The 23,549-nt window shown below is 54.7% G+C and carries 24 protein-coding genes and 1 tRNA gene; 17 read left to right on the top strand and 8 right to left on the bottom strand.

All coding sequences use genetic code 11. From position 1 onward, the window contains the following. The first annotated feature begins 1 nt into the window (after position 1). The 11 genes from top6B (at position 2) to E3E26_RS07470 (ending at position 11,656) form a co-directional block, all read left to right on the top strand. Positions 2-1,693, top strand: a complete 1,692-nt coding sequence (gene top6B / locus E3E26_RS07520) for a DNA topoisomerase VI subunit B (RefSeq protein WP_167900634.1) — start codon at positions 2-4, stop codon at positions 1,691-1,693. After that, a complete protein-coding gene (locus E3E26_RS07515) occupies positions 1,686-2,846 on the top strand; it encodes a DNA topoisomerase IV subunit A (RefSeq protein WP_167729973.1) in 1,161 nt (386 codons plus the stop codon). Before top6B ends, E3E26_RS07515 begins: the two co-directional genes overlap by 8 nt. Next, a complete protein-coding gene (locus tag E3E26_RS07510; protein ID WP_167900633.1) occupies positions 2,843-4,090 on the top strand; it encodes a DUF530 family protein in 1,248 nt (415 codons plus the stop codon). Before E3E26_RS07515 ends, E3E26_RS07510 begins: the two co-directional genes overlap by 4 nt. Positions 4,091-4,094: 4 nt before the next feature. Further along, positions 4,095-4,505: a DUF1699 family protein gene (locus E3E26_RS07505; protein WP_167900632.1), complete on the top strand. Its 411-nt coding sequence runs from the start codon at positions 4,095-4,097 to the stop codon at positions 4,503-4,505. Next, a complete protein-coding gene (locus tag E3E26_RS07500) occupies positions 4,493-5,263 on the top strand; it encodes a DUF4129 domain-containing protein (RefSeq protein WP_167900631.1) in 771 nt (256 codons plus the stop codon). Before E3E26_RS07505 ends, E3E26_RS07500 begins: the two co-directional genes overlap by 13 nt. Before the next feature lie 54 nt (positions 5,264-5,317). Continuing rightward, the gene (locus tag E3E26_RS07495) at positions 5,318-6,121 is read left to right on the top strand and encodes a GTP cyclohydrolase IV (RefSeq protein ID WP_206204378.1); all 804 of its coding nucleotides are present in this window, start codon (positions 5,318-5,320) and stop codon (positions 6,119-6,121) included. Positions 6,122-6,149: 28 nt separating this feature from the next. Then, on the top strand, positions 6,150-7,214 hold the full coding sequence (locus E3E26_RS07490) for an HD domain-containing protein (protein WP_167900630.1): 1,065 nt from the start codon (positions 6,150-6,152) through the stop codon (positions 7,212-7,214). A 144-nt stretch (positions 7,215-7,358) separates the two neighbouring features. After that, positions 7,359-9,557, top strand: a complete 2,199-nt coding sequence (locus E3E26_RS07485; RefSeq protein ID WP_167900629.1) for an elongation factor EF-2 — start codon at positions 7,359-7,361, stop codon at positions 9,555-9,557. Between the two features lie 345 nt (positions 9,558-9,902). Next, the gene (gene tuf, locus E3E26_RS07480; protein ID WP_167900628.1) at positions 9,903-11,189 is read left to right on the top strand and encodes a translation elongation factor EF-1 subunit alpha; all 1,287 of its coding nucleotides are present in this window, start codon (positions 9,903-9,905) and stop codon (positions 11,187-11,189) included. Between the two features lie 52 nt (positions 11,190-11,241). Continuing rightward, complete coding sequence (gene rpsJ, locus E3E26_RS07475) at positions 11,242-11,550, top strand: 30S ribosomal protein S10 (RefSeq protein ID WP_012571711.1); 309 nt, start codon at positions 11,242-11,244, stop codon at positions 11,548-11,550. 18 nt (positions 11,551-11,568) lie between these two features. Continuing rightward, positions 11,569-11,656, top strand: a tRNA-Ser gene (locus tag E3E26_RS07470). A 162-nt stretch (positions 11,657-11,818) separates the two neighbouring features. Here E3E26_RS07470 and E3E26_RS07465 read toward each other — a convergent pair. After that, complete coding sequence (locus E3E26_RS07465) at positions 11,819-12,049, bottom strand: MoaD/ThiS family protein (RefSeq protein WP_167900794.1); 231 nt, start codon at positions 12,047-12,049, stop codon at positions 11,819-11,821. 64 nt (positions 12,050-12,113) lie between these two features. Then, on the bottom strand, positions 12,114-13,973 hold the full coding sequence (gene for / locus E3E26_RS07460) for a tungsten-containing formaldehyde ferredoxin oxidoreductase (RefSeq protein WP_167900793.1): 1,860 nt from the start codon (positions 13,971-13,973) through the stop codon (positions 12,114-12,116). Between the two features lie 168 nt (positions 13,974-14,141). Between for and E3E26_RS07455 the strand changes: the two genes are divergently transcribed. Next, on the top strand, positions 14,142-14,312 hold the full coding sequence (locus tag E3E26_RS07455) for a hypothetical protein (RefSeq protein ID WP_167900173.1): 171 nt from the start codon (positions 14,142-14,144) through the stop codon (positions 14,310-14,312). 67 nt (positions 14,313-14,379) lie between these two features. On the opposite strand, the gene E3E26_RS07450 is transcribed toward E3E26_RS07455, so the two are convergent. After that, positions 14,380-15,219: a class I SAM-dependent methyltransferase family protein gene (locus E3E26_RS07450; RefSeq protein WP_167900627.1), complete on the bottom strand. Its 840-nt coding sequence runs from the start codon at positions 15,217-15,219 to the stop codon at positions 14,380-14,382. A gap of 127 nt (positions 15,220-15,346) precedes the next feature. Between E3E26_RS07450 and E3E26_RS07445 the strand changes: the two genes are divergently transcribed. Together E3E26_RS07445 and cas4 are read left to right on the top strand one after the other, a co-directional pair. Next, complete coding sequence (locus tag E3E26_RS07445; RefSeq protein WP_167900792.1) at positions 15,347-15,682, top strand: hypothetical protein; 336 nt, start codon at positions 15,347-15,349, stop codon at positions 15,680-15,682. A gap of 183 nt (positions 15,683-15,865) precedes the next feature. Then, positions 15,866-16,510: a CRISPR-associated protein Cas4 gene (gene cas4, locus E3E26_RS07440; RefSeq protein ID WP_167900626.1), complete on the top strand. Its 645-nt coding sequence runs from the start codon at positions 15,866-15,868 to the stop codon at positions 16,508-16,510. Positions 16,511-16,525: 15 nt separating this feature from the next. Here cas4 and E3E26_RS07435 read toward each other — a convergent pair whose 3' ends face one another. Both E3E26_RS07435 and E3E26_RS07430 read right to left on the bottom strand, forming a co-directional pair. Beyond that, positions 16,526-17,404, bottom strand: a complete 879-nt coding sequence (locus E3E26_RS07435; protein ID WP_167900625.1) for an MBL fold metallo-hydrolase — start codon at positions 17,402-17,404, stop codon at positions 16,526-16,528. Positions 17,405-17,475: 71 nt separating this feature from the next. Further along, positions 17,476-17,655 (bottom strand): hypothetical protein, encoded by a 180-nt coding sequence (locus tag E3E26_RS07430; protein WP_167900624.1) that lies wholly within the window; start codon positions 17,653-17,655, stop codon positions 17,476-17,478. A gap of 144 nt (positions 17,656-17,799) precedes the next feature. On the opposite strand from E3E26_RS07430, the gene E3E26_RS07425 reads away from it, so the two are divergent. Further along, complete coding sequence (locus E3E26_RS07425; RefSeq protein WP_167900623.1) at positions 17,800-19,098, top strand: 2,3-diphosphoglycerate synthetase; 1,299 nt, start codon at positions 17,800-17,802, stop codon at positions 19,096-19,098. Next, the gene (locus E3E26_RS07420; protein ID WP_167900622.1) at positions 19,095-19,985 is read left to right on the top strand and encodes a 2-phosphoglycerate kinase; all 891 of its coding nucleotides are present in this window, start codon (positions 19,095-19,097) and stop codon (positions 19,983-19,985) included. Before E3E26_RS07425 ends, E3E26_RS07420 begins: the two co-directional genes overlap by 4 nt. Here the strand turns inward: E3E26_RS07420 and E3E26_RS07415 are convergent. Genes E3E26_RS07415 through E3E26_RS07405 form a run of 3 tightly spaced genes read right to left on the bottom strand, consistent with a single transcriptional unit; the run spans position 19,975 to position 22,735 of the window. Then, a complete protein-coding gene (locus E3E26_RS07415) occupies positions 19,975-21,486 on the bottom strand; it encodes a metallophosphoesterase (protein ID WP_167900791.1) in 1,512 nt (503 codons plus the stop codon). The genes E3E26_RS07420 and E3E26_RS07415 overlap by 11 nt on opposite strands. Before the next feature lie 5 nt (positions 21,487-21,491). Next, positions 21,492-21,899 carry a cyclic nucleotide-binding/CBS domain-containing protein gene (locus E3E26_RS07410; RefSeq protein ID WP_167900621.1) on the bottom strand — a complete coding sequence of 136 codons (408 nt, stop codon included), beginning with the start codon at positions 21,897-21,899 and terminating at the stop codon, positions 21,492-21,494. A gap of 44 nt (positions 21,900-21,943) precedes the next feature. Next, on the bottom strand, positions 21,944-22,735 hold the full coding sequence (locus E3E26_RS07405; RefSeq protein WP_167900620.1) for a class II glutamine amidotransferase: 792 nt from the start codon (positions 22,733-22,735) through the stop codon (positions 21,944-21,946). Positions 22,736-22,802: 67 nt separating this feature from the next. On the opposite strand from E3E26_RS07405, the gene E3E26_RS07400 reads away from it, so the two are divergent. Then, positions 22,803-23,549 carry a Rossmann-like domain-containing protein gene (locus tag E3E26_RS07400; protein WP_167900619.1) on the top strand — a complete coding sequence of 249 codons (747 nt, stop codon included), beginning with the start codon at positions 22,803-22,805 and terminating at the stop codon, positions 23,547-23,549.

Below are 23,549 nucleotides of genomic sequence, written 5' to 3'. Positions count from 1 at the left end.
AATGGCCGAAGCAAGTCAGCTGTTTAAGGAGTTCAAGATTCAGAGCGTCAGCGAGTTCTTCAGAAGAAACGCTGCAATGCTCGGCTACACGGGCAAGATACGCTCCCTCACGACCGTCGTCCATGAGGCAGTCACCAACTCCCTCGACGCCTGTGAGGAGGCCGGCATTCTGCCGTACGTCCGCGTTGAGATTGAAGAGCTGGGAAGAGAACACTACAAGGTCATAGTCGAGGACAACGGTCCCGGAATCCCCGAGAAGTTCATAACCCACGTCTTTGGAAAGATGCTCGCTGGAACCAAGGCTCACAGGAACATACAGAGCCGCGGTCAGCAGGGTATAGGTATATCCGGTGCGGTAATGTTCGCCCAGATAACGAGCGGAAAGGCCACGCGCGTAATCACCTCAACCGGCGGCGACATAATCGAGGCCTGGGTCAAGATCGACGTCGACAAGAACGAGGGTAAGATAGTCAAGAAGGAAAAGCACCCGAATCCAAAGGGCTGGCGGGGTACGAGGATAGAGCTTGAGGTTAAAAACGTCCGCTACGTCCGCTCCAAGCAGGGTGTCTACTGGTACCTCAAGCTCACGGCCATAGCTAATCCGCACGCCCACATAGAGCTTATCGAGCCGGACGGAAAGCTCATAGTCTTCCCGCGTTCGAGCGAGGAAGTTCCAAAGCCGCCCGTTGAGATGAAGCCCCACCCGAGGGGAGTTCTCACGGATGACGTTTACAGAATGGCCAAGAAGACGAGAAGAAACACCGTCAGGCGCTTCCTAATCGGCGAGTTCTCGAGGATAAGCGACAAGAAGGTTGATGAGCTGATAAAGTACATCGCCGCCCTCAGGCTCATCAAGACGGAGAAGGACAAAGCGGTTCAGGATCAGCTCTACGAGAGGCTGATGAACGGCGAGGTCGACAAGGTTCTGCGCTCCTTCAAGGGCTACACCAAGGTCGTCAAGCAGGTGGCAAAGCTCATGGAGAAGCCGCCGGAGAAGCTCAGCTGGCACGAGGCTGAGGAGATAGTTGAGGCCTTCAAGTATATGAAGTTCCTCGCTCCGCCGACCCACGGCCTCAGGCCGATAGGCGAGGAGAACATTGAGAAGGGTCTCAAGGGAATCCTCAAACCCGAGTTCGTCACGGCCGTCACGAGGCCGCCGAAGGTCTACAGCGGTGGAATTCCCTTCCAGGTTGAGGTCGGCCTGGCTTATGGAGGGGAGATAGGCAGCGGCTTTGACCTTCTCCGCTACGCCAACCGCGTCCCGCTCCTCTTCGATGCGGGCTCGTGTGTAACCACTCTGGCGGCTCGCTCAATCGACTGGAAGCGCTACAAGGTTGACGACCTCGAGCGTGCCCCGATAGTGCTCATGATAAACGTCATCAGCGTCCACGTTCCCTATACCGGAACCGGAAAGCAGAGCATAGCCAACGTGGATGAGATACACAACGAGATCAGGCTGGCAATAATGGACGCCGCGAGGAGGCTCCAGACATACCTAAGCGGCAAGCACAGAAGGCTCTACCAGGTGAAGAGGAAGAAGACCTTCGAGAAGTACGTGCCCGAGATAGCTAAGGCCCTGAGTATATTAACGGGCGAGCCCGAGGAGGAGATTAAGAACTACTTCCTGAGGTTCATCGAGGAAAGGTTCGCCCAGAGCGAGGTTGAGGCAGAGGAGGTGGCTGAGAATGCCTAAATCCAAGGCCGTCAAGAGGAGCCAGCCAAGGGAGCGCTTCTCCTATGACCCCACTAAGGTGCTCAGCAAGCTGGAGGAGTACGGAAGGCGCGTGCTGGAGGACATAAAGAGCGGCAAGAATCCCTACTTCGACATACCCATGCGCGGGCTGAGCAACGTCTACTTCGATGAGAAGAGAAGGGTCATCAAAATGGGCGACAAGCTCTCCAGGAGGTACTTCCTCAACGTCGCCCACGCGAGAAAGTTCATGCAGACGCTGCTCATAATGGCCTACGTCAAAAGGCTCGTCAGCGAAGGAAAGCACGCGAGCCTTCGTGAAGCCTACTACGCCAACAAGCACACAATTCCGGGAACGAAGGAGAACACCTTCGAGGACCAGCGCGAGAGCGACCCAATTATTGAAGATCTTGAGAGAATGCTCGGCGTTCTTCGTGAGGAGATGCATCTCACAGCCGACAGGCGCGGCTACATATACGGTGACATTGTCATACGCGACGGCGAGGACGAGTTCAACACCAGCAAGCTCGGTATGGGTGGCTGGGCTGTCCCAGGAACGGTTGAGCACCTCCAGTTCGTCGAGGTCAACGTAGATTACGCTTTGGTCGTCGAGACGGCAGCTATGGCCGACCGTCTCATCGAGGAAAAGTTCCCGAAGAAGGAGAACGCCCTAATCATAGCAACGCAGGGACAGGCCTCCCGTGGAGTCAGGAGGCTCATCCACAGGCTCCACTACGAGGAAGGGCTGCCCATCATAGTCTTCACCGATGGAGACCCCTACGGTTGGTACATCTACTCCACCATAAAGCAGGGCTCCATTAACCTCGCATACCTCAGCGAGAAGCTGGCAACCCCAGAAGCTAAGTTCGTGGGCATGACCATGGACGACATAGAGCGCTATGGCCTCAAGAACGTCACCGAGAAGCTCAAGGGCATACCGCCAAACAAGAAGGGCGGTCCGACGGGCGACTACAAGAGGATCATCGAGGAGATGAACTACCCGTGGTTCCAGAACAAGGAATGGCAGAGGCAGCTCCAGCTGGCCCTCAAGATGGGCGTCAGGATTGAGCAGCAGGCTCTGGCCAACAAGAGCCTTGAGTTCGTGGCGAAGAAGTACCTGCCGGAAAAGATAAACAACGGTGAGCTCCTGCCATGACGACGACGGAAGAGCTCGTCGCGCAGGTGAACAAGATACTGGACGACATTGGGATAGACATGGACGGGTTATTCGAGACTTTCGACGTCCCGTCCATTTCTTACCGTTTGAAAGAGAACCTGTCTCTCCTCCAGGAGCTTGAGGAGGACTTATCGAGGCGTGTCGGCGAGGTTACCCCCTCGGTGGGGGGCTTCGACAAGAAGAACAAAGATCCTCACATCCAGTGGATATACAAGAAGAAGCGCAACCGTGTTTTAGCCCTTGAAAGGCTCCGCTCGGCCATTACCGCTCACAAGATGGCCCTCGCTTTGATAGCGGCCAACTATACTTTCACCCTTGGAAAGAGGGAGCTCTCAATCAGGGAGCTCAAGAGGGAGGATATTCCAAAGGTTAAGGCCATCCAAAAGCCCGTCCAGCTTGGACGCGTTGAGGTGCTTCCTTATTTGGCATATTCCGGTGACGTACTCCGCCTTTTGGCAAGGGAGAGCATCGAGGTCAGAGAGGCCTTCAAGTTCATAAAGGGCAAGCTCCGGGAGAAGGGGACAGTGAGAACGAGGGGACTTCGCATCGAGGTCGAGTACTGGGAGAACAACAGACTCAAGAAGGCGCGCATTGATTTACCCACCGATGCAGACATAGAGGCCGAACTGAGGCAACGCTACGGAAGGAGGTTCCGCTGGAGGGTTCTCAGCTTCGTCAAGACGAAGGGCGTTCTCATAAATAACCACTATACTGTTGACAACCTTGCCTTAGCGTATTCCGTCCTTGACCCCGAAAAGGGAGCTGAGCTTCTGGGCCTTGACCTCTTCCGCTACTACTTCCTCACCTCCGAGAACGATAGGGAGAGCCTGGGCCTCTATCCGGACATAAAGCTTTGCATCGACTGCCATTACTCAATCTTCGATCTTCCCTTCAGGAACGAGCCCGGCTTCAAGACCGGCCACGGAAGTATGCTACTCATACGGAAGTGTGAGATGGAGAAGGCCCTCGTTGGCAGGAGGAGAGACATAACCAACATCCCCAACTATTTACTCGGCGGAGTTCTGCTCTACGGCATGAGCGACTACAGCGAGGAGAAGGTGGCCCAGCTCCTCGGTATTCCCGAGGACGAACTTGTCGAGGCCATAAAGAAGTTCGTGATTTCAGGCCTCCACAAAACGCTCTTCGCCGACACCAAGAAGTTCGAGAAGTTCATGCCCAAGAGCGACAGGGCGAAGCAGTTCCTAGCGCTCCTCCAGGGGTGAGGACATGAGGGTGGAGATAAAGGCCAGAAACAACGCCGAGCTCATAAGGAAACTCAATGAAGTCTTAAACGACGAGGTTACCGAGGTCTACATCAACCTCCGCCCGACAAAGGAGATACTCGTGAGGATCCTCGAGCGCGCGCCGAACGTTAGGAAAATCTCCTGTCCGCCGAGCCTCTATCCTAAGGTCTCGAAAAAAGCGATAAACGCCCTCGCGCAGATGGGTATAGAGCTCGTTCCCGAGGGCTACCCCCGTGGAAGGCCGCGGAAGTACGATGAGCGGACTATCCGCGAGGTTTACAACCTTATACGGGAGGGCATAACCCCCAAGGAGATAAGCTCCCGCATGGGAATTCCGCTCAGGACGGTTTACTACATGATCGAGCAGATAGGTGCTCGGCAATGGAGAGAATAAAGGCCCTCTACGGGGCCCTTTTCTCCACTCTCCTCATCACCTTTGCCCTTCTCGGAAGCACGGCCGTTCACGGTGGCGTCACGGTGTTCAACATCGAATGGCTCTTTTTCTTTGTGAACCTTATCCTCCTGGGGATGGCCGGCTACGTCATCAGGCTCGTGCTTGAGGAAGGCCTTGACAGGGGTGACAGGAAGACTAAGAGGGGCAATGTCTTGGCGGGGCTAATCACGATTCTGGCCCTCTTCGTGGCGATAAAGCTCATCCTTGAGAGGCGCCCGGAAAAGCTCTTTGAGGGTGGCGGTGCGGTTAAGAGCATCGAGGGCGTCTGGTACTACGTCACCTCCGGTGATTTTCGGGTCGTCCTGAGGGAGCTCCCGGCGGTTTTCTACCTCCTTCCATTCATCGTCTTTCTGATTCTGGTTATCACAGTGAAACGGCGGAAAAGAAGCAAAGTTGCGTTCGAGATTAAGTTCAACCCTGAAATGCGCTACGAAGCCCTTGAGGGAACCCCCGCCGAGAGGGTCATAAAGATGTACAAAAACGTCGTTGCCGGCCTCGTCATGAAAGGCTACCCCTACAGGAAGAGCTGGACCCATAGGGAGCATGAGAAAATGCTGAGGGAGATTTTCCCGGATCTGGAAGACCTCGATGTTCTCACAAGGATTTTTGAAAAGGCCAAATACGCCGGAAGGTTGAACGACGACGATGTAAAGCTCGCGAGGAAAAGCTACGAGAGGCTGATGAGCCTGCTGAGGTAGGTTTAAAAGGGGCTCCGATTAGATAGCCCTAAAAAGTTCAGGGTGATGCTCATGCTGATATTTGAGACCCAGGAAGAGGTTCCCGAGATTAGAGAGCGTCTTCACCGTGTTGGAATAACGAATCTCCGCACGGTGGCAAAGATAAACTGGAAAGGGAAGGTGTACACTTTTCTCCCGCTCTTTGAGATAACTATCGACGTCCCGGAGGAGAAGAAGGGCATACACATGAGCAGGCTCGTGGAGAGCATAACGGAAGCGATGAGCGAGGCTGTTGAGGAAGAGGTAATGGAAGCCCACAGCTCGCTTGAAGAGCTTGGAAAGGCTGTCATTTATAGGCTCGAAGGCAAGCACCCACACAAGAGGGCTGAGGTCTGGATAAGAACTCACCTCATAATCCCTCGCGAGACTCCGGCGAGCAAAAAGACCACCTACGAGCCCTACGACGTTGAGGTCGGTGTCATCAAGAACGAGGACGGAAGCTTCGAGAAGGTTCTAAGGGTTAAGGTTATCGGAAACACCGCCTGTCCACACGCTATGGCGAACAACAACGGCAAGACGCACATACAGAGGGCGATAGGCGAGCTTGAGGTGAGAACGGCCTTTGACGAGGAGATAGCACTTGAGGATATGATAGACGTCGTTGAGAGCTCCTTCAGTCACCCAACCTACACTCTGCTCAAGACGGTGGATGAGAACGCCGTCGTTCAGGGCATGTACAGGAACCCGAAGTTCGTCGAGGACGTTGCGCGCGAGATATTCGCCAAGGCGAAGGAGCGCTTCAAGGGCAGGATTCACGTGAGGGTCATCAGCAACGAGAGCATCCACAAGCACGACGTCATAGCGGAGACGTGGAGCTGACTTTCTCCAATTTTTCGGGGTGTCCCTTGTGAAAGTCATCCGCGACGCCATTCACGGGGACATAGTCCTGGACGAGTTTGCGCTGAGGATTGTTGACACGCCTGAGTTCCAGAGGCTGAGGAGAATAACTCAGCTTGGGCTGGCGTACCTTGCATATCCATCCGCAAGGCACACACGCTTTGAGCACTCACTGGGAACGTTCTGGCTCGCGAAGAAGATAGCGGAGAACAACAGAGATACAGTTGAAGGAGCGGTGGCGTACGCCGCACTGCTCCATGATCTCGGACACTATCCATTCTCCCACGCCCTTGAGGCACTCTACGGGAGCCATGAGGAGAACACGAGGCGGGTTCTTAAAGAGGGCGAAATCCGAGATGTCATAGGGGAGCGCTACTCCCTCAAAGAATTCCTCAGCCTTCTCAAGCACCCGATAGTGAGCGGGGACATCGACGCCGACAGGATGGACTACCTCGTGAGGGATGCCTACTACACCGGCGTTGCATACGGACTCGTCGACCTCGACAGGCTTATAAGAAACCTCCGCTACGACGGCGAAAAGCTCATCATAGGGCAGAAGGGGATAATGGCCGCTCAGTCGCTGCTCCTCGCCAGGAGCATGATGTATCCGACCGTCTACCAGCACCATGTTTCCAGGATAGCGTCGGCGATGCTCATCAAGGCAGTCGAGCTTGAGAGAATAAGTGAGAAAGAAATCGCCGCCATGGACGAGGTCGATTTAATCGCCCGCCTTAGGAGAAGTGAGCGCGATGAGGTCAGGGAGCTGGTGAAGGCCATCGATGACAGAAGGCTCTATAAGCGCGTAGTTTATACCAATGAAGAGCTCAAGAATGTCGAGGAGCTTAAAAAGGCTCTTGAAGATGAGTTCGGCCACTTGGCTATTCTCGACTACCCACTGAAGCCGAAGTTCGAGGAGAAGAACGCATTCGTTGAGGGAGGCCAGAGGTTAAGCGAGGTCTCCCCTCTCGTCAGGAGCCTGGTGGAGCTCAAGGACACGCACTGGCGCTGGGGGGTTTACGCGAGGGAGGACGTCAGGGAGGATGTCAGGCGATTCGTGGTAGACCTCCTTGGCTGAAGTGGCTGGCTTTTCTTTTTGCTTCCAAAAACCTTAAGTAGTTTGAACGTTTTCGCCTGACCTCGATTTTGCGCTGGGAAAGATTTATAACCGCACCTTTTAAGTGAGTGGTGAACAAGCTCATCAGGTTAGAAGGTGGTGTAAATGGGAAGAAGGGAAGAGATGATTGCGAAGATTAAGGAGCTCATGACCCAGCCCGAGAGGATTAGGAACATGGGTATTGCCGCTCACATTGACCACGGTAAGACTACGCTGAGCGACAACCTGCTCGCTGGAGCAGGTATGATTAGCGAGGAGCTTGCCGGAAAGCAGCTCGTCCTTGACTTCGACGAGCAGGAGCAGGCGAGAGGAATTACCATCAACGCGGCCAACGTCTCGATGGTGCACACCTACGAGGGCCAGGAGTACCTCATCAACCTCATCGACACCCCGGGTCACGTTGACTTCGGTGGTGACGTTACCAGGGCCATGCGTGCCATCGACGGTGCTATCATAGTCGTCGACGCCGTCGAGGGTGTCATGCCCCAGACCGAGACCGTCCTCAGACAGGCCCTCAGGGAGTACGTCAAGCCGGTCCTCTTCATCAACAAGGTTGACAGGCTCATCAAGGAGCTCAAGCTCGGCCCGAACGAGATCCTTCAGAGGTTCGCCAAGATCATCACCGACGTCAACAGGCTCATCAAGAAGTACGCCCCGGACGAGTTCAAGAGCCAGTGGATGGTCAAGGTCGAGGATGGTAGCGTCGCCTTCGGTAGCGCCTACTACAACTGGGCCCTCAGCGTTCCCTACATGAAGAAGACTGGCGTTTCATTCAAGGACATCGTCGAGCTCACCAACGCCGGCGACCTTAAGACCCTCAGGCAGAAGGCCCCGCTCCACGTCGTGGTTCTCGATATGGTCGTCCGCCACCTCCCGAACCCGCTCGAGGCCCAGAAGTACAGGATCCCGCACCTCTGGAGGGGCGACGTCAACAGCGATGTCGGCCAGGCCATGCTCAGGTGTGACCCGAAGGGCAAGATGGTCATGGTCGTCACCAAGATTATCCTCGACAAGCACGCGGGTGAGGTCGCCACCGGCCGTGTCTGGAGCGGTACCGTGAAGACCGGCCAGGAGGTCTACCTCATCAGCGCCAAGAGGAAGGCCAGGATCCAGCAGGTCGGTATCTACATGGGTCCTGAGAGGGTCAACATGGAGGCCGTTCCGGCCGGTAACATCGTCGCCGTCACCGGACTGCGCGACGCCATGGCCGGTGAGACCGTCGCCCAGGAGCAGATCGAGCCGTTCGAGGCGCTCCACTACACCAGCGAGCCGGTCGTTACCGTGGCTATAGAGGCCAAGAACGTTAAGGACCTTCCGAAGCTCGTCGAGGCCCTCCGCCAGCTCGCCAAGGAGGACCCGACCCTCCACGTCAAGATCGACGAGGAGACCGGTCAGCACCTCCTCAGCGGTATGGGTGAGCTCCACCTTGAGGTCAAGCTCGTCAAGCTCAAGGAGGACTGGAAGCTCGACGTCGAGGTCAGCCCGCCGATCGTCGTCTACCGCGAAAGCGTCACCAAAGTCAGCCCAATAGTCGAAGGAAAGTCCCCGAACAAGCACAACAGGTTCTACATCACCGTCGAGCCGATGCCGGACGAGATCTACCAGGCCATCCGTGAGGGCATCATCCCAGAGGGCAGGCCCAAGAACCCGAAGGAGGTCGCCAAGAAGCTCGCAGAGCTCGGTATGGACTACGAGATCGCCAAGGGTATCGTCGACATCTACAACGGCAACATGTTCCTCGACAACACCAAGGGTATCCAGTACCTCAACGAGGTCATGGACCTCCTCGTCGACGGATTCCACCAGGCCATGGACGAGGGACCGCTCGCTAAGGAGCCAGTCATGAAGGTCATCGTCAGGCTCCACGACGCCAAGATCCACGAGGACAACGTCCACCGCGGTCCGGCCCAGATCTACCCGGCCATCAGGACTGCAATCCACTGCGCCATGATGAAGGCCCAGCCGGTCCTCTACGAGCCGTACCAGAAGGTCATCATCAACGTCCCGTACGAGTACATGGGTGCCGTCAGCAGGGAGATCAACCAGAGGCGCGGCCAGCTCATCGACATGAGGCAGGAGGGCGAGGTCATGATCATCATCGCCGAGGCTCCGGTCGCCGAGATGTTCGGATTCGCCGGAGCCATCCGTGGTGCCACCAGCGGAAGGGCCCTCTGGAGCACCGAACATGCAGGCTTCAAGCGCGTCCCGAACGAGCTGGCAGTCAACATCATCAGGCAGATCAGGCAGAGGAAGGGCCTCGACCCGAACCCGCCGAAGGAGCAGGATGTCTGCCCGCAGCAGTGAGGGCTTTCTGCCCTCTGAGCTTTTCTATTCTCTTTACATGAAATGTCTCGAATAGTAAGGGTCCTAATAAGCTCCCATGCCATATCCATACCTCGGCCGATATATTATCACGGTGATAATTACTGCGAGAATAGTTCTCAGAATCCATCCGTCCTCAATTTTGACAAATCCCTGCCCAACGGCGATTAGTTAAGTTTTTAAACTCATCCCTCAAGTTCACCACGGAACTCATGAGGCTCCCCCGAGAAAAAGGCGGGTTTCCCGCCCGAGGGAGCCGAAGTTCGAAAGATTTAAAAAGCCATCCTAGTCAAACGAGACTAGACCAAAATTCGGAGGTGTTTGAAAATGGCAAAGGAGAAGCCACACGTTAACATAGTCTTTATCGGCCACGTCGACCACGGAAAGAGCACCACCATCGGAAGGCTGCTCTTCGACACCGCCAACATACCGGAGAACATCATCAAGAAGTTCGAGGAGATGGGTGAGAAGGGTAAGTCCTTCAAGTTCGCTTGGGTCATGGACAGGCTCAAGGAGGAGAGGGAGAGGGGTATCACCATCGACGTTGCCCACACCAAGTTCGAGACCCCGCACAGGTACATCACCATCATCGACGCTCCGGGCCACAGGGACTTCGTTAAGAACATGATCACCGGTGCCAGCCAGGCCGACGCTGCCGTTCTCGTCGTCGCCGCCACCGACGGTGTCATGCCGCAGACCAAGGAGCACGCCTTCCTTGCCAGGACCCTTGGTATCGGCCACATCATCGTCGCTATCAACAAGATGGACATGGTCAACTACGACGAGAAGAAGTTCAAGCAGGTCGCCGAGCAGGTTAAGAAGCTCCTCATGATGCTCGGTTACAAGGACTTCCCGATCATCCCGATCAGCGCTTGGGAGGGCGACAACGTCGTCAAGAAGAGCGACAAGATGCCCTGGTACAAGGGCCCGACCCTCATTGAGGCCCTCGACCAGATCCCAGAGCCGCCGAAGCCGACCGACAAGCCGCTCCGCATCCCGATCCAGGACGTCTACTCCATTAAGGGTGTCGGTACCGTCCCGGTCGGCCGTGTCGAGACCGGTGTCCTCCGCGTCGGTGACGTCGTCATCTTCGAGCCGGCCAGCACCATCTTCCACAAGCCGATCCAGGGTGAGGTCAAGAGCATCGAGATGCACCACGAGCCACTCCAGGAGGCCCTTCCGGGTGACAACATCGGATTCAACGTCAGGGGTGTTGGTAAGAACGACATAAAGCGCGGTGACGTTGCTGGACACACCACCAACCCGCCGACCGTTGTCAGGCCGAGGGACACCTTCAAGGCCCAGATCATCGTCCTCAACCACCCGACCGCCATCACCGTCGGCTACACCCCGGTCCTCCACGCCCACACCCTCCAGGTCGCCGTCAGGTTCGAGCAGCTCCTCGCCAAGCTTGACCCGAGGACCGGTAACGTCGTCGAGGAGAACCCACAGTTCATCAAGACCGGTGACTCCGCCATCGTCATCCTCAGGCCGACCAAGCCAATGGTCATCGAGCCGGTCAAGGAGATCCCGCAGATGGGCAGGTTCGCCATCCGTGACATGGGCCAGACCGTCGCTGCCGGTATGGTTATCTCCATTCAGAAGGGCGAGTGAAGCCCTTCCCTAATCTTTCCTTTACTCCCCTGAACTCATAGGAGGGACGGAAATGCAGAAGGCAAGGATTAAGCTCGCAAGCACCAACATTAAGGCCCTCAACGAGGTCACCGACCAGATAAAGCAGATAGCCGAGAGGACCGGCGTTAGGATGAGCGGTCCGATCCCGCTTCCGACCAAGAGGATCAGGATCACCACCAGGAAGAGCCCGGACGGAGAGGGCACGGCAACCTTTGACAGATTCGAGCTCCGCGTTCACAAGAGGCTCGTTGACATAGAGGCCGACGAAAGGGCCATGCGCCAGATAATGAGGATTCGCGTCCCTGAGGACGTCACCATCGAGATCGAGCTCATCTCGTGATTCTCCCCCTTTTTACGCGCCGGGGTAGCCTAGCCTGGGAAGGCGCGGGCCTGGAGAGTCCGTGGGCGTCGAGCCCGCCAGGGTTCAAATCCCTGCCCCGGCGCCATACAAACTTTCGCCAAGCGAAAGTTTGATCAAGGCTGGCACGTCATTCTATGCTTGCAAGATTTCCGAAGGGGTTTGTCGTTCAATTAGCGGTCTTGCAGAGTTTCATTCTCACAGAAAAGTTTGAACTCAATGAAGGGCATTGTCAAAGAAGCAAGAAATCTCAACCTCCGCTCAAAACCGGCATCACCTTGATCTCATCGCCGTCGGTAACCTCGGCGTCGCCCCTCGCGGGCTGGCCGTTGATGAAGATTATCTTCTCCTTAAAGTCGTCGTAGCGGGGAATGACCTCTCTCAGAATCTCGTCGACAGTTTTCTTACCCTCTATCCTCACGTTGAGCTCCTTCGCCTTCGCAAGGTGGGCGAAAGCTCCCATTAGCCTGATCCTGATCATTCTCACCACCATGCCAACTTGAACTCCGAAGGCTAAAAATCTGTTGGAGAAGAAAAAGAGGAAATCACTCGAGCTTGGTAACCTTCTCGAGCTCCGGAATGACGAAGTCAAGGCCGAGCTCCTTGAGGGTCTCCTTCTTCGGGATTCCGCGCTTGTCCCAGCCCCTGAGCCTGTAGTACTCGCTGAGAAGCTTGTCATACTTGTCCTCCTCGAGGTGCATGCCCTTGTACGGGCCGCTCTTGAGGCCCTCAGTGAACCACCTCTTCGGCGGATAGTCCTTCTTCCTGTCCCAGTTTCCGTTGAACTCCCTGACCCAGTAGGCCCTGATGAGGGCATAGACCCTGTCAGCTGCCCTGTAGAGGTCGTCCCAGGTGTACTTGATGCCGGTGATGGCCTCGAGGAGCTTCGGATAGTAGTCGAGGCTCAGGCCGACCTCGACCCATGGAAGCCTACATGCGGTGAGCATCTCGAAGAGACCGCCCCTGAGGCGCTGGAGCTCGATGACCTTGGCGGCCTTCTCCGGGTCGTAGGTGATCTTGTACTCGACCTTCTTGGCCTGCTCGCCCTCAATCGGCGCGGTACCAATCTCCCATGCGATGACCCATGCCTCCTTGTGGTGAGCACCGATTGAGCTGGTACCGAAGGCGAGCGCCATGGCTGGGTAGATGAAGCAGTTGTAACCGCTCGTCTCAAGGCCCTTGACGTGCATGGCGAAGCTGTCATCGCCGATCTTCTGGCTCATCCTCATGACGCCCTCGGCGGCGAAGTTGCCGAGCTCTCCCCTCCTAAAGGCGATGTCCTCAACGAGCTGCTTGGTGCCCTTGAAGTCACCGAAGGTCGGGCCTTCCTTGAGGAGTCCCTTCTCAACGGCCTCCATCACGAACGATATCGACACACCAAGCGATATGGTGTCGAGGCCGTACATGTCGGCGAGCCTGTTGAGGACCGAAACCTCGTTGAGCTTGCCGAGACCGAGGTTTGAGCCGAGCAGGGCAACGTTCTCGTAGTCAAGCTCGCTCTCCTGGGCTTCTGCGTCGAGGACGACGTTTCCACATGGCATGTTACAGTACGGGCAGCCCCTCTGCTTGACCTTCATGCCCTCCATGGTGTATCCATCGATTGAGCGGGCAAACTCGAAGGAACCGTCGCTGAAGTTCCTGGTCGGAAGGGCGCTGTTCTCGTTGGTCCACTCGACGGCGGCCATGGTTCCCTGTCGCTTCCAGAACGGGTAAGCCGGCGAGTTCTGAATGGCCTCATAGGCCTCCTTTGAGAGTTCTCTGAGCTTTGCCTTGTCAGCAACGGGTATCTCCTTGGTTCCCTTTATGACGACGGCCTTGAGCTTCTTGCTTCCCATGACGGCACCCATACCGGGCCTTCCAGCGGCCCTGCCCTCCTGGGACATGACGACGGCGTACCTAACGAGGTTCTCACCACCGGGACCAATGCTGAGGATTCCGACGTTCTTGCCGTGTATCTTCTTGAGTTCCTCCTCAGTCTTGAAGGTGTCGAGGCCCCAGAGGCCCTCAGCGCTGAGTATGCTGACGTTATCGTTCTCTATGTACAGGTAAACCGGCTTCTTGGCCTTGCCCTCAACGACGATGGCATCATAGCCGGCCTTCCTCAGGTGGACGGTCGCCATGGTACCGAGGTTACCGTCACCGTAACCGCCGGTGAGCGGGCTCTTGGCAGCAACCACAAGCTTGCCGCCACTCGGAGTTGGTAAACCATTGAACGGACCTGCAGCAAAAACGAGCTTGTTCTCCGGTCCAAGCGGATCGGCACCTTTGACTTCATCCCAGAGAATCTTGATTGCAAGACCCCTACCACCGATGAACTGCTGGGCAATTTCTGGAGAATACTCCTGCACCCAGATCTTGTTGTTAGTCAGATCAACCCTGAGGATCCTTCCCCACCATCCCTTCATTGCCATGTTAGAATCACCTCGAAAGATTTTCGGCTCGAAGGATATAAGGTCTTCGCAAAAGGAAGCATTTCACAGGATATGTTAAGTTAAGTCCATTTGTTAACTGTCGGGAACTTGACAGAACAGGAATGACCAAAAGTTTATGTGGATGTGCGGAAATTTTCACCGGTGAATCCTATGGATGAGAAGTTAAAAGCATGCAAGAACTGCCGCTGGTTCGGCGCAATCGACTCATACTTTCCGACGCAGGGGATATGCAGGAAGCACATGAAGACCGTCCACATGAACTTCGTCTGCGACGACTGGGAGCCGCTGTGGAAGGGGTTTGAAAGGGCCTGATGAAGACAACCGCTGACGTTGTATAATGGCAATTATTATAACCGCGGTTATACTAATCCGAGTTATACTACCGCTTGAACACCCTTAAATCCAGAACCACGTGCCACACTCCCGGGGCGTAGCGCTTGATTATCAGCTCGTTGAGCTTCTCGACCTCGTAGCCGTATTCTCTGGCCGTTTTCTGGAAGGTTTCGAGGGGTTCCCTCGGCATCAGCCTCTCAGGAACGGTGTTGTGGTAGTGGATTATAGCCTCGTCCTTGGCTATGCTCAGGGCCTTGGGGATGAACTCGTGGGTTTTCACTACATAGCCCATGAGGATTCTGTCGGCTATGTTCTCACCTGGAAAGTCGCGGTTGTCGATGTTGTAGGCAGTCATCCTGTCCTGCACTTTGTTGAGCTCGATGTTCTCAACTAAAAAGCGGAAGGTGTAGGGGCTCTTCTCTATGGCTATCACTCTAGCTTTTCCGTGAACTGCCATTGGGAGGCTGAGGTGTCCGATTCCGGCGAACATATCGACGACCAGCTCGTCCGGCCTGGCAACCTTCGCCATTCTCACCCTTTCCTTGACGTTTGCGGGCGAAAACATGATTTTAGCGACATCGAGCTTGTATTTAATCCCGTTCTCGACGTGGACCGTTACGGTATCGCTCCCGTAGAGAAGCTCGTAGTTCGTCTCCCGGAACTCGCCGCCTATTCTGCCCTTTCTGAGGACGGCTTTAACGCCGAGAACCTCCGCGTAAACCTCGGCTATCCGGTGTTTGTATGGTTCAAGCTCGGGCCTAAGCGGCAGAATCAGAACGTCTCCTATCTGGACCCAGTGTTTTGGGAGCATGGAGACTAACTCCGGCGGAAGTTCGCGTGAGAGAATCTCCCTGATTCGGGGCTTTATGAGCTGTGTCCTCACCATCGGCCTTACTCATCGAGAAAACCTTAAAAGCCTTCCTCTCGTCATTTCGGCAAAAAGCGATGAGAAAGCCTTAAAAACCTAAAGGGCGAAGATAAAGCGAGAAGTCCTCCGGAGGTCGATGGACTCTATGGATGAAGAACCCCCGAATAGTTGGTTGTCCAGACTGTTTAAGCCACGTGAGAAACCCGCCCTTCTTGAGCAGAAGTTAAGCAAAGAAGCCTATGAGGATTACAGGCGGCTTTTGATGAAGGCCCGCCCAGAGGTCGACGGCTCGAAGCTCACAATCAGACTCTCCAATGGAACCGTCGAGCTTGAGCGCGATGTTCTCCGCGTTAAGGCAAAGAATCGGAAGACCGCGGAGAAGATACTGCGCAACTTGCACTACTACAACCAGCCGCCAAGCCTCTGGCCGGCCTACGGCTTAAGCTACTCACTCAAGCGGAAGAAGGGGACGATCCTCTGATTTTCCCTTCTCCCTTCACTCCCCAAATTCTTCCCCAAAGCTTTAAATGGTGGGTCAGCCTTAACTCTCCAAGCGGATGACGACCCTTGCCCAGTCTGATGGGTGATGACGTCGGTATTAGCTGACGCAGGGGCGGCGAGGTTCGCGGGCCGATGACCCGCCCCGTTTCCTGGAGGGACATCAATGACGAGTCTTAATCAGCAAGAGGAGAACGATGGATTCCTGGAGTTTTACGCGAGCGAGGCCCTAACCTGTCCGAGGAGGATATACTTTCGCCTGAAGGGCTACCCCGAGAAGTGGCCGGAGTTCGTTAGAGTGAGGCTGAACCAGGGGATAAACACCCACAACGTGCTCGGCGAGATCTTAAAGAACCGCTTCGGCTTCGAGCTTGAGAAGCACATGATTCTCCGCTCCTCCAGACTCGGCTTCGAGATACACGGAAGGGTGGATGCCATAAGGGACTTCCCCATCGAAATCAAAGGCAAGACGAGTCTGCCGAGAGCCCCATACGACTATCACCTTGCCCAGCTCAACATCTATCTCCGCTGGGCTGAAGCCGAGTATGGCTATCTCTACTACATCAAGCTCCACGAGGAGCCTATGAAAATCATCAGCAAAATCGACTTTTCCCGCTTCCCCATCGTCAAGGGGCCGAACTTTAAGGCTTTTGAAGTGCCCTACGACGGCAAGCTGTTCCGCGAGACCCTCAGACACTTCTACAACGTCAAGAGGCACTACGAAAAAGGAAAGCCTCCCAAGGGCTGGAATGACTATGCCTGTAAATTCTGCCCGTATCGCTACCTCTGCTATCCAGACGATGGGGAGTAGTTGAGGGCCAAAAGCTCATTCTCTCCTAACTTTCCACTTTAGCCCATTATCCACTGTTGCCTCTATTACACCTTCATTGTAGAGCTTCGCCACAAAGGCCCTCAGCGGAACGAGATTGAGGGCGAGCTTCTGGGGCGTAATCTCAATGCCATAGTGCTCCATAACCCTAAACGCCAGCTCGTCGAGGCTCATCGGCGTTCTGAGGAGCTCCAGGATAAGCTCTTCAGCTTCCTCAACTCTCTTGAGGTTGAAGTCAAGAATTTCAAGTGCCTCCTTACCACTAACGGTCTTTCCATGGGAGGGAATCAGGGTGTAGCCCTTTTCTGCATAATTCTGTAGTTGTATAATTGAAGCTTTAAATAATTCTGGCTCGACCAGGTATGGAAGGCCGACCGCCTCTATGACTCTCTCGCCAAAGAAGGCGTCACCGGTGTAGATCAGACCGTTTTCCTCGTCGAGGAAGCCCGTCATTCCCGGCGAGTGGCCGTTTAGCTTTATGGCCTTAACTCCTAAGAGTTCATCCCCCCATTCGAAGACTGCGTGAACCTTTACCTCCTCCGGGAACTGGAAAACGAGGAAACCTTTTGGTGCTTTCGAGCCGAAGGTTAAAAGCTCCCTGTTGAGCGGGCTCTCGGCTATGGAGAACTCGAAGCGGTGCATGAAGAGCGGAGCGTCTATCTTTGGTGCAACAGAGACGTGGTCGGCATGACCGTGAGTGGCTAACTGGGCTTTAATCTCAAGTCCGAGCTTTCTTACCTCTCTCTTTAAGTCCTTGTGCCTCCCACTGCCGTGACCTGGGTCAATAAGAACAGCCATCCCATCAAAGACCCTGATGAGGGTTGACGGACTGCCCGGATAAAGATAAGCTGAATCCCCAAATTTTCTCAGCCCCATGATACCACCGGAGAAGTTAGGCACCTACGAATAAAAGCCCACCGGTTCATTAAAAAGAAGGGAAAGAAAAATCAGACGTGCCTCGGGTAGAGGGTCTTCTTGCCTTCGTCCTTGGCCCTCTTGACGGCCTTCTCGATAAGAACCTTAATCTCGGCCTCAAGAGCCTCGTAGAACTCCGGGTTAATTCTCATCTCGGGGTCTATGGCCTTCACGACATCCTTAACTTTGGACTTAACTATCAGCTCAGCCATTTTTACACCTCCAGATAGACGCCACAAGGTGGTCGTCATACTACATGGTGTTTTGAAGGTTTATAATCCTTCCTGAGAACTCCAGGAGATTCTCCCCTGGCAAAGGTTAAAATCCCCTTGGGTTCAACTGAGTACGGTGATGGTATGAGGCTGGCCTTGATCGACGGCGAGCACTATCCCGACGTCACCGCATGGGCGATAAAAAAGCTCGGTGACGTCTGCTGTGCCGTCTTCCTCGGTGGAAGTGAAAAGATTGGGAGCATTGGAGAAGTTGAGAGAAAGATTGGGGTTAAAGTTTATCATTCACCCAACTATCTTGACGCCCTCAGACGGGCTCTGGAGGAGAACGAGGTTGATGAGGTTGTCGACTTAAGCGACGAGCCCGTCCTCAACTATGAAGACCGCTTTAGGATTGCTTCCCTGTGCATGCTCTATGGTGTGTCCTATCGGGGAGCGGATTTCCACTTCAAGCCAAAACCGCTCAAAAAGACTAAAAAGCCGAGTCTGGCCGTTATAGGTACGGGCAAGAGGGTTGGGAAAACAGCCGTAAGCGGCTTCATCGCGAGGACTCTGAAAGAGATAGCAAAGCCCGTGATAGTTACCATGGGCCGCGGCGGTCCTGAGGAACCTGAACTGATAAAGGGCGATAAGTTCGAAATAACTCCCGAGTTTTTGCTCAAGTTCGCCGAGAGCGGAAAACACGCCGCCTCTGACCACTTTGAGGATGCACTGACTTCACGCGTAACAACCATTGGCTGTAGAAGATGCGGCGGCGGAATGGCTGGCTTTCCCTTCTTCGACGTGGTGGATGAGGGTGTGAAGCTCGCCGAGAACTTGCCCAATGATTTAATAATCCTCGAGGGCAGCGGGGCGACGTTTCCCGCTTACAGGGCAGACGGATACGTTGTTGTGGTGGGCGCCAGGCAAAAGCTCGACTTCGTCAGGGGTTACTTCGGCACCTTCAGGCTCTCACTGGCGGATATAGTGGTTGTTACGATGGCCGATTCCGTGGGCGAGGAGAGGCTGAGAGCCCTGCGAGAGGCCATACTGGGGATCAACCCCGATGCTGACCTGCACTTCACCGCCTTCCATCCGAGGCCGCTCGGTGATGTTTCAGGCAAAAGGCTCGGCCTGGTGATGACTTCCAGTGAGGCCCTGCCAAAGGCGAAGAAGCACCTAGAAGGGCTCGGTGCGGAGGTACCCCATACCTCGGGCAACCTTTCGAAGAGACCTCTCCTCTGGAAAGACTTGGAAAGCTTTAGGGGCATAGATGCAGTCGCCGTTGAGCTCAAAGCCGCCGCCGTTGACGTCGTGACGAGATGGGCACTGGAGCAGGGAATCGAAGTAATCTACCTCGACAACGAGCCGGTGAACATCGACGGAAAAGACCTAAGGGAAACCGTCCTTGAGCTCGGCCGCGCCCTGCTGGAGGGAAGAGCATGATAATCGTGACAGACCCCGAGAGGAAGATACGCCTTCCCTTTTCGAGAGGCATACTGACGCGCTCTATAACACTCGCCGGAGTTGACGTTGGAATAGCCTACATCATAGCCACCGAGGTGCAGAAGGAACTGAAGGAGAGGAAACTCAAGCTAGTGACCACCGAGGAGATACGCGAGCTGACTTATCAGAAGCTTCTCGACCACGGACTCAATGAGGCTGCGAAGCGCTATCTATTCTGGCGTCAGCTCCGGAGGCTTAAAATCCCGATAACAATCCTCCTGGGTGGAGCAACGGGCGTTGGAAAGTCCACCATAGCGACTGAATTGGCCTTCCGTCTTGGAATACGAAGCGTAATAGGTACTGACACTATAAGGGAGGTTATGAGGAAGATAATAGCGCCGGAGCTTCTTCCTGACCTGCACACGTCGTCTTTTCTTGCATGGAAGGTCGTGAGCTCGGGGAAGAGAGGTGATTCTCCCCTCATACGGGGCTTCGAAAATCAGGTTCAGCACGTCTCCGTCGGCGTCAGCGCCGTTCTCGAGAGGGCTTACAAAGAGGGCTTCAATACGATAATCGAGGGCATTCATTTGGTCCCCGGGTATATCGAGCTCAATGAGAACAGCTTCATGTACGTGATAACCGTCAAGGGCAAGAGGGACCTCGAGGCAAGGTTCTACGAGAGGGCCCGCTACAGCAAGAGGTCGGCTGACTACTACCTTGAGCATATAGACGCCATCCTGGAGATACAGGACTTCATAATCGGAAGAGCCAAGGAGTACGGGATACCGATAATAAACAACGTTGAGCTCGAGAACACCGTCAACGCGATAATGGAAAATATAATGGAAAGGCTCATGGAACGAATCGAGGTGATGGTCAAAGATTGAAGGGCCCCTTTATTTTCCATATTCCTAGCAGCCTTCCCGAGCCCCAGGTTGCCTGAACCTCGAAGACCACCGCCATGTCGCGGTAGACATCGATGAGGTTGAAAGTGTTTCCATAGGGGTTCCTGTGGAGCTCCCAGCTCACGGAGCCGGCGTTGACTACCGGAGTTTTCTCCACCTTCACACCGAAGGAGTTGCCGCCGTGGCCGGTCAGAACGAGATTTGCTTCCTCTCTCGTCAGAACCTTAAGCACGTCGCCAGCATCCTCCAGGAAGCCGACTTCCCTGCTCCTTGGAATCGGCACTATGTTGTGATGCATGACAACGACGGTGAAGCTGTCGCTGTAGTCCTCGAGATGTCTGGCGAGCTTTTTCTGACCTATCCTTCCCACAACGCCTATCGGCGTCTCGTACTGGGCGCTTATCACAGGGATGAACGTGAACTTTCCGAGCTCCAGTATTTTCGGCTCGCCGAAGTACTCCTTGAAGAGGTCGTAGCCGAGATAGGTTATGTCATTGTGTCCAGGAACGACCAGCTTTTCCGCCTCTATCTTCTCATAGAACTCGTAGGCCTTCTCGTAATAGCGCTCTATACCCATATCGACGACATCGCCGCAGTGGATCACTATGTCCGGCTTCAGCCTCTCGTTTATCGTTCGTATGGCGTTCTCGAGAACCTTCCGTCTGAAGTAAATCCTGTCCGAGACGTTGCTCTCGCTCATCTGGACTATCCTCAAAAGCCTCTTGCCCCGGGGGACGAATATCTTCGGCCTTACAGGCATGTACTCCTTTCTCAGCTCTTCTCCCGTAACGCGCCTGATCGTTACCTCTATCCTCCCGTCGTCGTGGAGGGTTATGATGTTGTAGCTGTTAACATCGCCCTTGCGCGTCTTCCTGCAGGAGGTGCAGCCCGCGTTAGCAACTACCATGTCCTCCACGCGGTAGACGTTGGGAACATGTTTATGCCCGCAGGTGTAGAGGTTCACCCCGTGCCTCAGGAGCAGGTCCAAAACGTCGCCTGCGTTGAAGAGCACGTTCCTTTCCCTGCCCGTGTCCGGTAGTGGAACGAGGTGGTGGTGGGAGGCAACGATTTTGAACTTCCTGTCAGAGTACTCCTCAAGTCTTTTTTTGAGCCACTTGAACTTGTAGCCGCCTATCCTGCCATCGCTCAGATCCGGGATCGTCGAGTCCACCCAGACTATAACGCCGTTCCTGAACTCGAAGACACCGTTTAGGGGCCCGATGAAGTTCTCGAAGAGCTCGTAGCCGACGTTTCTGACGTCGTGGTTGCCCGGAATAACAACGAGCGGTTTCTGGATCTTCTTCAGCTCGTAGGAGGCTCTCTCGTACTCCTCGCGCAGCCCCTGGTTGGTCACGTCCCCTGTGTGAATAACGAAGTCGAAGTTTCCACGGTTTATCTCGTTCACGATGAGGTCGTAGGCGTAGCCCTTGTACGCTGACTCGCTTGTTATGTGAGTGTCGCTTATGTGGGCAATCCTGATCATATGCATCACTCAGCCGCTATGGCCGTTTCAAGCCTTCTTCTGCTGGCGGTAAGAAGGTCGCTCAGGCTGAAGATGCCGATTATCTCGCCGCCCTCCTCGATGAGCATGTGCTTGATGCCCTTCTTCGCCATCAGGTCAAGTACCTCTCTCACCGGTGTGTTTGCGTCAACAGTTATCAGCTCGCTGCTCATTATCTCCCTGACGGGTGTCGTGTTTGGTAAACCCGGAATTACAACGCGCCTTATCACGTCGCTCTTCGTGAAGAAGCCGATCACCTTCCCTTTATCAACGACAACCAGAGAACCGATGTCGAACTCAACCATGACCTCGCAGGCCCGCTTTACGGTATCATCAGGTTCAACGCCTATGAGCTTTCTCGTCATGTAAACTTTAATCGGGGCGCTCTCTTCCATGCCACCACCCAAAAAGGAAATGGGGAGACGTCCTATATAACCTTTCACAGGTGAACCGTTTCGACCTCCACGTTCTCTTCGAGTATCTTGACGTAGAAGGCCGTCTCGTTTGGTATGATTTCATAATGGGCCTTGTGATAGAGCTCCAGCGTGGAAGAAGCGACCGCAAAGAGGTTCTCTTCCCTTAGGAGAAGCAGCTTTGAGTAGTCATAGTACTCCGGTTTCTGGAGCAGTTTATCGACCATCTTGGCTGTTATGAAGGCACTGAAGTCCCCCTCTGAACTCTGAAAGAGTGTCATCGTGTTGAAGACGCTCTTGGTGGTCTCTTCTATTATCCTGTAATGGACTAGAAGGTCTTCGAGCTTCGGGCTTGGAAGCCTTCTGCAGAGGTAAGTAGCGAAGGTGTAGCTGTCGGAGGCGTTCCTCAGGTCTTTCTCATCGAGCTCGGCGAGCTCTACAATCTTTGCCTTGTCGAGGTCTCCATTATGAAGCAGCCAGAAGTTGAAACCCCTCCTCGTAGAGAAGGCAAAGGGCTGGACGTTGAAGAGGTTTTTAACCCCCTGGCTGGCTGCCCTCGTGTGAATCATCAACACGGAGAATCCCCCGAGCTCGGTCTTCAGGGATTTAACTGCTTTGAAGTCTTCAAAGATTGGCTTTATACTCCTGTAGTGTCTCACGCTCCCATCTTTCAGCAGGACGTAGCCCCAGCCGTCCCTGTGCTGTCTTCCCCTTCCCCTGCGCTCCTTGTAGGGATCGTTCTCCGAGGCCTTGACGATTGCGTCAACTAGAGGTATGATTTCCTTTCCATCGCCAGCCGCAAAGAGTATCCGGCACATATCTTCCACCATAGGAGCTTAGCCCAAGAACCCCAAAAGCTTTTAGGTCTCGTGCGTAAATGTCTCCATGCTGTTGCGGGAGATAAAACGGAAGGCACTTACTCTAATCAGGGAAGACTTCAGGCTGATCGACTTCTCCTTCGCACTGCCATACACCTATGTTCTGATAGAGGGTGAGCGTGGGAAATCTATCGGCGTCGCTATGACCCTGTCTGAGGAGGTAGGTCGGTACAGGACTTCAATCGAGGAGCCCTCCCTGGAGGCGTTCATCGAAAAAGCCGACAGCCTGAACATCATCGAGAGGACGCTCGCTCTGGCAGCTATAAACGCGGTTTCTCAGTACTACCTCGATGTCTCTGAGGCCCCGAACGTGGACGTTGTCGAACTCCTGGATGGGAGCTTTGAAAAGGTGGCCGTTATCGGCAACATGCCGCCGGTGGTAAGGGCCCTTCGGGAGAAGGGCTTTGATGTCCTTGTCTTCGAGCGCAACCCGAAGCTCTGGGACAGGAACACCCTTAGCGATGCCCTTGAGTACTGGCTTCTGCCAGAAGTCGATGCCGTAATAGCGAGCGGTTCTGCAATTCTAAACGGTACCCTCGATATGATGCTCGATAGGGCCAAAAAGGCAGAGCTCTTTGTGCTGACCGGTCCTACGGCCCAGCTCCTGCCGGAGCTCCTGAAGGACACGGGAGTTACTCACCTGGCGGCAATGAAGGTAATCGACGTTGATGGGGCCCTCACCAAGCTCAAGCTGGGCTCATTTAGGGGTTTTGAGGCTGGAAGCAGGAAGTACATCATCGAGGTCGGTGGGTGA

The sequence above is a fragment of the Thermococcus sp. LS1 genome, from assembly GCF_012027395.1.
Taxonomy (GTDB): Archaea; Methanobacteriota_B; Thermococci; order Thermococcales; family Thermococcaceae; genus Thermococcus.
The sequence above is the reverse complement of the archived record's forward strand: the minus strand, read 5'-3'. Positions and strand labels throughout refer to the sequence as shown.

Excerpts from the sequence above, each read along its gene's own strand:
- rpsJ (WP_012571711.1), top strand. The coding sequence starts at position 11,242 with ATGCAGAAGGCAAGGATTAAGCTCGCAAGCACCAACATTAAGGCCCTC.
- E3E26_RS07450 (WP_167900627.1), bottom strand. The coding sequence starts at position 15,219 with ATGGTGAGGACACAGCTCATAAAGCCCCGAATCAGGGAGATTCTCTCA.
- E3E26_RS07405 (WP_167900620.1), bottom strand. The coding sequence starts at position 22,735 with ATGTGCCGGATACTCTTTGCGGCTGGCGATGGAAAGGAAATCATACCT.
- E3E26_RS07420 (WP_167900622.1), top strand. The coding sequence starts at position 19,095 with ATGATAATCGTGACAGACCCCGAGAGGAAGATACGCCTTCCCTTTTCG.
- for (WP_167900793.1), bottom strand. The coding sequence starts at position 13,973 with ATGAAGGGATGGTGGGGAAGGATCCTCAGGGTTGATCTGACTAACAAC.
- E3E26_RS07465 (WP_167900794.1), bottom strand. The coding sequence starts at position 12,049 with ATGATCAGGATCAGGCTAATGGGAGCTTTCGCCCACCTTGCGAAGGCG.
- top6B (WP_167900634.1), top strand. The coding sequence starts at position 2 with ATGGCCGAAGCAAGTCAGCTGTTTAAGGAGTTCAAGATTCAGAGCGTC.
- E3E26_RS07430 (WP_167900624.1), bottom strand. The coding sequence starts at position 17,655 with ATGGCTGAGCTGATAGTTAAGTCCAAAGTTAAGGATGTCGTGAAGGCC.
- cas4 (WP_167900626.1), top strand. The coding sequence starts at position 15,866 with ATGACGAGTCTTAATCAGCAAGAGGAGAACGATGGATTCCTGGAGTTT.
- E3E26_RS07410 (WP_167900621.1), bottom strand. The coding sequence starts at position 21,899 with ATGGAAGAGAGCGCCCCGATTAAAGTTTACATGACGAGAAAGCTCATA.
- E3E26_RS07510 (WP_167900633.1), top strand. The coding sequence starts at position 2,843 with ATGACGACGACGGAAGAGCTCGTCGCGCAGGTGAACAAGATACTGGAC.
- E3E26_RS07435 (WP_167900625.1), bottom strand. The coding sequence starts at position 17,404 with ATGGGGCTGAGAAAATTTGGGGATTCAGCTTATCTTTATCCGGGCAGT.
- E3E26_RS07400 (WP_167900619.1), top strand. The coding sequence starts at position 22,803 with ATGCTGTTGCGGGAGATAAAACGGAAGGCACTTACTCTAATCAGGGAA.
- E3E26_RS07505 (WP_167900632.1), top strand. The coding sequence starts at position 4,095 with ATGAGGGTGGAGATAAAGGCCAGAAACAACGCCGAGCTCATAAGGAAA.
- E3E26_RS07515 (WP_167729973.1), top strand. The coding sequence starts at position 1,686 with ATGCCTAAATCCAAGGCCGTCAAGAGGAGCCAGCCAAGGGAGCGCTTC.
- E3E26_RS07425 (WP_167900623.1), top strand. The coding sequence starts at position 17,800 with ATGAGGCTGGCCTTGATCGACGGCGAGCACTATCCCGACGTCACCGCA.
- E3E26_RS07415 (WP_167900791.1), bottom strand. The coding sequence starts at position 21,486 with ATGATCAGGATTGCCCACATAAGCGACACTCACATAACAAGCGAGTCA.
- E3E26_RS07485 (WP_167900629.1), top strand. The coding sequence starts at position 7,359 with ATGGGAAGAAGGGAAGAGATGATTGCGAAGATTAAGGAGCTCATGACC.
- tuf (WP_167900628.1), top strand. The coding sequence starts at position 9,903 with ATGGCAAAGGAGAAGCCACACGTTAACATAGTCTTTATCGGCCACGTC.
- E3E26_RS07445 (WP_167900792.1), top strand. The coding sequence starts at position 15,347 with ATGGATGAAGAACCCCCGAATAGTTGGTTGTCCAGACTGTTTAAGCCA.
- E3E26_RS07500 (WP_167900631.1), top strand. The coding sequence starts at position 4,493 with ATGGAGAGAATAAAGGCCCTCTACGGGGCCCTTTTCTCCACTCTCCTC.